At 58.8% G+C, this 6,094-nt stretch carries 5 protein-coding genes and 1 pseudogene; 2 read left to right on the top strand and 4 right to left on the bottom strand.

Translation table 11 applies throughout. The annotated features are described in order from the left end of the window. Window positions 1–103: 103 nt before the first annotated feature. From AWB81_RS29790 to AWB81_RS29775, 3 genes are all read right to left on the bottom strand, one after another. Complete coding sequence (locus tag AWB81_RS29790) at window positions 104–2,026, bottom strand: recombinase family protein (protein ID WP_235025970.1); 1,923 nt, start codon at window positions 2,024–2,026, stop codon at window positions 104–106. A gap of 270 nt (window positions 2,027–2,296) precedes the next feature. Next, a complete protein-coding gene (locus tag AWB81_RS29780) occupies window positions 2,297–2,749 on the bottom strand; it encodes a helix-turn-helix domain-containing protein (RefSeq protein ID WP_062640313.1) in 453 nt (150 codons plus the stop codon). A gap of 188 nt (window positions 2,750–2,937) precedes the next feature. Beyond that, window positions 2,938–3,192 (bottom strand): DUF5372 family protein, encoded by a 255-nt coding sequence (locus AWB81_RS29775; RefSeq protein ID WP_159938956.1) that lies wholly within the window; start codon window positions 3,190–3,192, stop codon window positions 2,938–2,940. A gap of 59 nt (window positions 3,193–3,251) precedes the next feature. Here AWB81_RS29775 and AWB81_RS29770 point away from each other — a divergent pair. Both AWB81_RS29770 and istB read left to right on the top strand, forming a co-directional pair. Next, window positions 3,252–4,031: pseudogene (locus AWB81_RS29770) on the top strand (Mu transposase domain-containing protein); the annotation flags it as partial. 12 nt (window positions 4,032–4,043) lie between these two features. Then, window positions 4,044–4,811 carry an IS21-like element helper ATPase IstB gene (gene istB / locus AWB81_RS29765; protein ID WP_062640307.1) on the top strand — a complete coding sequence of 256 codons (768 nt, stop codon included), beginning with the start codon at window positions 4,044–4,046 and terminating at the stop codon, window positions 4,809–4,811. Between the two features lie 194 nt (window positions 4,812–5,005). Here the strand turns inward: istB and AWB81_RS29760 are convergent, their stop codons facing one another. Continuing rightward, window positions 5,006–6,061, bottom strand: a complete 1,056-nt coding sequence (locus AWB81_RS29760; protein WP_062640306.1) for a Cj0069 family protein — start codon at window positions 6,059–6,061, stop codon at window positions 5,006–5,008. Window positions 6,062–6,094: the final 33 nt, after the last annotated feature.

Here is a 6,094-nt window from a genome sequence, read left to right as displayed (position 1 = left end):
CTTTGCAGCGCAGCTTCCGCACCGCTGAGAAGGCCGTTAACACCTGGTGCGATCAGGTCAAAATCGCCGCGTAGAAACTTGACTCGACTGCTACAAGATCAATTCAGTCAAGGAATCTAGTCGGGCACACTTCGAGTTGTGCGGCGAGTTCGTTAGCTGTCAACATGCCGCGCTCGCGCAGGCGTTCAAACCGGCTCTTGAGTCGATAGGCGGTGCGGACGATATAGACCTTCTTGGGCGTGAACGCTTCACCTTTCCAGTTTGTGTAACCGAGCGCATTAAGCTGTTCGGCGACTTGCCGATCCGAGCCGGTTTCGAGGAGTTCGTCGACCTTCGCAACGACTTCTGGCAGCGTCTTGCGAATCAGTGCGATGGGCCTGGGCTTATCGATCTCCAACGAAGTCGTTCGGCCGCCGCGAAAGCGTACGTGGATCGCGACGCGTTCGGACTTGACCAGGGTTACGTCCTCAATGAGCAAGGCGACCATGCGCTTGCGCTCGACCGGCACGACTCGTTGGTCATTCCAAACGCGAGGGAAGTCCTCGGCGAGCGCCCGAATCTGGGTCCGCGCGTCGCTGCTTAAAAGCTTGTGATCGGCATTCTGAAGTCGTTCGTTCTCTTGCTGCAATGAATCCAGTACGCGCAGACGTTCGTTCCAGTCCGCTTCCAACGTGTCTGCGACAAGCCGGTTGGTCGGATCGACGCTCATATATCGACGACGCGCAAGCTCGGCATCATAGCGCGCTCGGACCAGTTGATTCTGACGCTGAGCCGCGGCCTGTTTGACGCGCCCCGATATCTCGTCTTCGACTGCTAGTGCGACTTCGAGTACAGCCGGCGCGACGCTATCCAGAAGCAGTGAGCCTATCGCGCTGTCGATAGCGCTTCCGCGAACAGACTGACAGGGTTTGCCGGCACGACGCACCGGATTCTCGGTGCACATATAGTATGGCTCAAGCTTATTGCCGACGACCTGATACCGTACGCGCATGCGTGCGCCACACACTCCGCACACGACACGCCCCTGCAGGAGGCCCACTCCCTCGCGTGGCATGCTGCCCCGTCGATCACGACCGAATCCGGTTAGATTCTGCTTAAGCGTAGCCTGGTTGCGTTCGAACTCGTCCCAATCAATAAAGCCTGGATGAGCATTCTGAATTAACACTTGCCAATTCCCTCGGTCAACCTTAAGCGCCGTGGATTTACCTCCCGGACGATACGCTCCACGTGTGCGGCCGTATACGAAGGCGCCGGCATAACGGGGGTTGTGCAGTATCTGGATGACGCGGAAGTGCTCCAACGGCCCCCAAATCAGATCTCCCTTGCCAATCCCCCGGCGGATACGACGCGGAAACAGCCAACCCTCCTGGTGAAATCGCTTGACCGTGGCGGTAGCTGACGCAGCTAGACGAAACGTGTCGAATAGCAGCTGCAGCGCGCCCCGGACCTGTTGATCAGGATCGAGTGCGACTGAGCCATTCGGGTGATACACAAGCCCGATAGGCAAAGGCACTTCCAGTTCCCCCCGGCGTGCCTTGTTCTTGATCCCGCCTTGCAGCCTGCCCTTGAGAATATGAAGCTCAGCCTCGCTCATGGCGCCCTTTAACCCAAGCAAAGGGCGATCATTAAATTGACCAGGATCGTAAATTCCATCTTCGTCCAGAATCAAAGTTTGCGTGAGCGATGCAAGTTCGATCAGGCGATGCCAGTCTGCATTATTTCGCGCAAGGCGCGACACTTCCAATCCCAGCACGATGCCGGCGTGACCATTGGCCACCTCGGCGACCAGGTGCTGAAAGCCATCTCGCTCCTGGGCGCTGGAACCGGACATGCCGAGATCGTTATCGACGACGTGAATCCGTTCGATCGGCCACCCGAGCGAAACAGCGCGATCACGCAGCGCATATTGGCGCTTCGTACTCTCGGTACTCTCGAACACCTGCCGAAGCGACGACTGTCGAACGTATAGAAACGCATCTCGCCGAAGATGATCGGCGGTGACCTTCTGAGCGGAGTTAGTAGACATGGGCAAGCTCCTCGTGGGTGCGCAGCACGAGGTTGGCCAGCACGCGAACAAGCGCACCGTTACTCCGCACTGAGTTGGAAGCAGGCACGGTCGGAGTGGGAGCCTCAATGCGCGAAGCATCCGGGCGTTGGATCGCCAGCCCGTGCAACAGGCCATGAAAGCGTATGACCGCGTGGCCTTCTGAGTTAAGACCTGTGCAGAGCAGATCGGCCCGTAGCGCTTCGTAGCGAGCAAGCGCTGACGATGGCGGACGGAATTGAGGCGAATCGTCTACGGTTTTTTTTTGCGTGCTAATGCACGTTCGATACTGCGTGGGTGGATCGAAAGCTCCAGCCAGGTTTCGATCTCCTGCGCAAGCGCGCGAGCGCGAATGCTGCCGTCTTGCTGTAGACGCTCCTCGATGAACGCCATGACCACCGAGTTGAGTTTGTGCGCGCCTTTGGGCCCACGCTGTTTCGGAAGCAACCCTGGCAGCCCCTCGCTCGCAAAGGCGCTCTCCGCTTGATAGAAGGTCGGCCTGGACATTCCGAACAGGGCGGCCGCCTCGGCCTTGGAAGCGCCATCGACCCGAACATGACGCAACATCTCGTACTTGACCTGAACAAGATCGTCGGGATCGAAGAAATCGCCCGATCGAAACCATGGCGCCCGTATTCGGTCGGGATGAGGATTGAGAGCACCAAGTTCGCGTAGTCGATCGCGCTTTGACGGTAGCCTGGTCATTACATGATCGCCCGTTGACACATTGACAAATAAAATACGCCTTAACTACGGAAAGCTCAAGTATCTCTGTGACCAGGACTATTCCTAAAAGATCGTTAAAACGCGCGGTTAAATAAAGGCTATCACGTGCCATTGACTCCGCGATCATTCCGACCGCGGCATATTTATCCTTACGCAAACGGCGAAATTTATTTGACATCGCGTTCTCCCAACAAATCGTCAACAAGCGCACGCAATCGAAGCAGATCGTCAGTTCTAAACCACGAATGTCCACCGGAGGCTTGCGCGAACAGATCTGGCTCCGGGACATCGGTCCAGGATGCCAGCACCGAGCGCAGACGCTTGTGTGCGTCGAAGTACATCACGCGATCTTCACCCCAGTTCTGCTTGCGACTCACCAGGACAAAGCGATTCCCACGTGCTGGATGGAATGGATGGGTAATCTCGAAGGACGCGCCTTTGAATACGCGACGTTCTTCATGACAGACAGTTGCTGACTTGCGAGAAGCCGAAAGTGGAAGTTGCGGTCCAGGTGGTCGAACGCTGGATTATGGCGCGCCTGCGTCATCACCGGTTTGCGTCGGTCCACTCGGTCAATGAGGCCATCGGCCCGCTGCTCAGGAACCTAAACGAGCGCCCGTTCCAGAAGCTGCCGGGATGTCGCGCAAGCGCATTCGCAGAACTGGACGCGCCGGCATTGCAGTCGCTGCCAGCCCAGCCCTATGAACTGGCGCGCTTCAAGACGGTGACCGCTCACATTGACTACCACATCGAGATCGACAAACACCGCTACAGCGTGCCGCACGCTCTGGTCGGACTCAAGCTCGATGTGCGCATCACCGCTGGCACTGTCGAACTCCTGCATCGTGGTCGCCGTGTCGCGAGCCACGCCCGCAATGACCGCGCTGGCGGCTATACGACCGTCGTCGAACACATGCCGGCCGCACACCGCGCCCATCTCGAATGGACGCCGCAGCGGTTGATTCACTGGGGCCAGCAGATCGGCGCGGCGACCGGCGCGCTCGTCGCCCGGCTGCTACAGGAGCAACGCCACCCGGAACATGGCTATCGGGCGTGCCTCGGACTGCTCTCGCTCTCACGTCGCTATGGCCGCGAGCGCCTCGAAGCAGCCTGCGTGCTGGCACTGGAACTCGGTGTGCACCGTTACCGCCATGTGCGCGACATCCTGATCAACAACCGCGACCGGGCAACCACAGCAACGCCTGCCGACTGGATCAGCCCAAGCCACGCGCACGTGCGCGGCCCCGGCTACTACCAATAAAGAGAACCCGCCATGATGATGCAACAGACACTGACACAACTGCGCACCTTGAAGCTTGACGGCTTCGCTGACGGCCTGGAAGAACAATTGACGCAGCCCGGCGCGGCCAGCCTGAGCTTCGAGGAACGGCTGTCGCTGCTGGTCGACCGGGAAGCCAGCTGGCGTGATGATCGGCGCCGTACCCGACTGCTCAAGCTGGCTCGACTCAAGTATCCGCAGGCCGCAATCGAGGACCTCGACACACGCGCCGGTCGCGGCGTGGACCCGCGCTCACTCACAAGCCTCGCTCTCGGTGACTGGGTCGAAGCGGGCTACAGCCTGCTGATCAGCGGCCCAACCGGCGCCGGTAAATCATGGCTTGCCTGCGCGCTCGCGCAATACGCCTGCCGGCGCGGGCATTCGGCATTGTATCTGCGGGTGCCGCGCCTGAGTGAGGAACTGCGCGTTCTGCACGGCAATGGCGGCTTCACGAAATGGCTACTGCAGGTCGCCCGCGTTGACGTCCTCCTGCTGGACGACTGGGGAATGGCTCCCCTTGATGCGATGGTTCGAAACGATCTGCTCGAGATGATCGACGACCGCTCTGGAAGCAAGGCCACTATCGTCACCAGCCAGCTACCGATTGAACACTGGCATGGCTGGATCGGAGACGAAACCATCGCCGATGCAATGCTCGACCGTCTCATGCAGCGTCATCACCGGATCACGCTCACCGGCGAATCGCTCAGAAAAGCCTTACCCAAACCCAACACCCTGGAGCCCGAACTCAACCAGAACTGACAAGGAAATCTACAATCGATACCGCGCAACGCCAAACCCGCCGAATCGGTCACTTTCCCGAAATCGGCGGTCACGTTCGCCGAAATCCGCACAATCGACACTGCTGCAATCGTTGCGATCAGCTCGTAGTCGGCCCTTTACCGAACGTTCGTCGCTACGCGGTGTTGGCGATGAACATGCCCTTCCGGGAAGCATCATCTATCGCGCAGCAGCCGTTCTCTCACCAAGCGAGCGATGGCAGCCGGCGCCTGTTCAGGTATCGCGAAGACAGAACTCACGTTAATCTCGCATAAGACATACGTGTCTTCGCCCGACTGAGTTCGTGGACCATATAGAAAGTCGGCGTCCCAGATAATCGGCAGGGATTCGAGTTCGACGTTGAGGGCGTCCATCATTTGCGGCGTCCATCCGAGTTCCATTTTATCTTTGAGGACCTGAAAGCGCTTAGCGGAGGCGGCATGCATGATGCGCGGACCGGGCTGCGCAGCGTCGGAGTCGGGTCCTTCGGGCGGCGGAGGCATAAGCGCTTTGATAAGTTGATGTCCAAATCCAACCACTTTCTCTGCTCCCATGTAGCAGCGGATCATGCCGTCTGGCAGCCGTGGTTGAAAAGGTTGATCCACGATGCAACCATTCGTCACAAAATACGCCTCGCAGCGCGCCATGAAATCGCCGAGCGCCATCTCTTCGGGCGCACTGCCTCGGCGTGCATGTAGAACACGAACCAGCGCGCTTTCGCCGGACCCGCAGACTTGCTCGACCTTCCACACTCCCTGACCGCCATTGCCCCGATCCTGCTTGATGACGCGCGGTCCGCTCGACTCCAGCAGCGAAGGGAACTCGGCCTGGAACGCGGATTTGTCGGGGTAGAGATGAGTGTCCGTGCCCCATCCCAGATGCTTGGTGCGATATAGAACCTCTTTGACTCCCATCTTCGAGATGACATCGGGGTGCGCGCTGACCCAAGGTCCGCGCGATGCCACGTCCCGTAACATCTCATCGAGAATTGCTCGAGTCTGACCGTCATGAATCGGATCGACCCAGACCAGTACGCCGTCGACATTCAGGAGTTGCTCCCGCACTTCGCCCACCATCTCGTCAGAATAGACTGCGGGTTCCGCATGAATGCCGATCGCAGCCAGTTCTTCGAAAATGCGATAGAGACGGTTGTTTAATGGTGACGAGCTTTCTCGTGCTTCGCGATCACCGCGCCAAAGCACCGCCACACTGGCAGCTTCAGTCCTGGCCATATCGTTCTCCAGCCGTGTCGGAACGACCCATCT

This window comes from Caballeronia arationis (assembly GCF_001544975.2).
Classification (GTDB): Bacteria; Pseudomonadota; Gammaproteobacteria; order Burkholderiales; family Burkholderiaceae; genus Caballeronia; species Caballeronia arationis.
The sequence above is the reverse complement of the archived record's forward strand: the minus strand, read 5'-3'. Positions and strand labels throughout refer to the sequence as shown.